The sequence below is a fragment of the Armatimonadia bacterium genome (genome assembly GCA_039679385.1).
Taxonomy (GTDB): Bacteria; Armatimonadota; Zipacnadia; order Zipacnadales; family JABUFB01; genus JAJFTQ01.
On record JBDKVB010000042.1, the window covers coordinates 1 to 2,484 of the forward strand.

Consider the following 2,484-nt stretch of genomic DNA (forward strand, 5'->3'; position numbering starts at 1 on the left):
CAAGGCCGCCCTCGGCCGGTGTGAAGTACCAGCCTCCATACTCGGGGTCGACAAACTGCGCACGCACGAAGTCGAGGTGTCGCTGGAGCTTCGGCCACAGGTCATCGCGGCCGCGCCAGGCGGCGAAGTGCACCAGCGCTCGGAGCATCTCGCACTGCTGCCACCAGCCCTTGTCGGGATGCAAGAGACCACCCTCGGGGGCCTCGTTTGAGTACAGTCCACCGTCCGGTGCCTCCCCCACTTCGAGTCCGTGTGCCAGCAAGGCCTCGGCCATCGGCAGCCACTCCTCGCCCAGTCCCATCTCGGTCGCCCGCGAGAGCAGGAAGGCCCACTCGCAGGCGTGGCCCAGGTCGATTCGCCCGCCGCGCTCACGAGGCAGCTCGGTCCAGGTCTCGTCGTACATCTCGGGCAAGCGTCCGCTTCCGGGAAGGCTGAGGAAGCCGTGGACGAAGTGGCCGATCTCCCTGGCGGAAGCGGCGACGGTCTCCGGACTGGAGATCGAGTGGCCGACGACGGCGGCGCGCAGCGTGTCCTCGGCCCACGGTTCCTGATGGGCCTCCAGCACAGCGAGATGGGCCTCGAACAGGTGCATGATGGGGTTCTGCGTGCGCTGGTTACTGCTGCCCACCAGCTGGCGACTCAGGGTCGGGACGATGCCCCCATAGCCGTCCATGAACTCGGCTCGGACCAGCGCAAGCGTCTCCCGGGCCAGCGCAAGAAGCTTCGCGTCTTGGAGTGCACGAGCGGCGTGGGCCAGGCCGAAGATGACGAAAGCATGACCGTAGGCGTCCTTCTTGTCGTCGAGCACCTGCCCCTCGGGCCCGACCGAGAAGAACCAGCCACGCCAGTCGGGGTCGGCGAAGTGGCGGACCAGGAACTCCACTCCGGCGGCGACGGCCTCCCGGTAGCGGTCGTCTCCCGTAAGCCGCCAGCCCACCGAAAAGTTGTACAGGAGGCGGCACTGGCTGACCAACGTCGCCTGCGCGGGTTCGGTGCGCTGCCAGGCTCGGTCCAGGGACACGTGGAAGAAGCCCGACGGTGTCACCGCCGCCTCCAGCCAGTGCGGAAGGATCTCGTCCACCAGATGCGTGTGGAACCAGTTGCGCAGAGCCTGCTTGTCGGGCGTCTGGTCAGCCATCGCATCACCTATCGAAGGGTCAGTGTGAGTTTGCGTCAGGACTCGCGCTGTAGACGCGCGGCGATCTCCTGTGCGGCGGCCAGCCCCGAGGCCGAGGCCTGCACCAGGCCACGCGTAATGCCTGCGCCATCGCCACAGGCGAAGAGGTTGTGGACGCGCGTCTCCAGGCAGGAGGAGACGTTCACCCGCGCCGAGTAAAGCTTGACCTCCACCCCATACAGCAGCGTCGACGCGCCACCGACACCCGGAGCGAAGCGGTCGAGTGCGTCCAGCATCTCCAGGATGGCCCGCAGGTGTCGGTAGGGCAGCACATAGCTCAGATCGCCCGGGGTTGCACTCGGAAGGGTCGGGGTGATCAGGCAACGCTCGAGACGGCTGGGCGTCGATCGCCGGCCCGCCCGCAAGTCAACCAACCGCTGCACAAGAACGCCATCGCCCAGGAGAGTCGCCAGGCGGGCAATGTACTGCCCATAGGCGATGGGGTCGTTGAAGGGCTTGGTGAAACGGCTGGACACCAGGACTGCGAAGTTCGTGTTCGGCGTCATGCGTTTGGCGAAGCTGTGGCCGTTGACCGTGATCACGTCACCCAGACGCTCGGTGACAACTTCGCCATGGGGGCATACACAGAAGGTCCGGACAAGGTTGTCAAAGGTCGGCGACCAGTACAGAAGCTTGAACTCGTAGAGTTGGTCGGTGACCTCCTCCAGCACCACTGCAGGGCATTCGACCCTGACACCGAGATCGACATTGTTCGAGGCGCTGTCCAGGGACAGGCGACGTGCTTCCTGCTGGAACCACGGCTGGCCGCTGCGCCCGGGAGCAGCAATCACATAGTCGGCCTCGATGGCAGTCCCGTCGGCCAGCGTAACACCACAGACACGGTCGCCACGGGTGTCGATCCTCGCGACGGCGCAGTCAAAGCGCAGCTCGCAGGTCTTGCCCAGGCTTTCCCGCATCGCCGCCAGGGTCTCGACCGAGCAGTCGGTGCCCAAGTGGCGCAGGGGCACCGGGACCAGCTTCATATCGGCAAGCGTTGCCCTTCGGCTCAGAGTCGCCACGGCCTCGTCATCAGCGCCATAGATCCGGTCGGGTGCGCCGAACTGCAGCCACAGGCGATCGGTCTGGACAATCAGGTCCTCGGCGGCAGGGCGTCCCAGTAGGTCGGCCAATTGCCCGCCCACCTCAGCCGTCAGGGTCAGCTTGCCATCGGAGAAAGCACCGGCGCCGCCAAAGCCTTCCAGGTTCACGGAGGCATCCGTCGGCGCTTCACGTCGACCGTCGCGGACAGCCACTCGGTCCGGCAGGTCGAGCCCCTTCTCGAGGACGGTGACGCGGCAGTCACCGGA

General features: G+C 66.3%; 2 protein-coding genes. Both read right to left on the minus strand.

Annotated features, from left to right (window positions below):
• A partial coding sequence (locus ABFE16_03985) for an AGE family epimerase/isomerase (protein ID MEN6344438.1) occupies positions 1-1,138 on the minus strand: 1,138 nt, incomplete at its 3' end.
• A 35-nt stretch (positions 1,139-1,173) separates the two neighbouring features.
• Positions 1,174-2,484: FAD-dependent protein (locus tag ABFE16_03990; protein ID MEN6344439.1), on the minus strand; the 1,311-nt coding region annotated here is incomplete at its 5' end.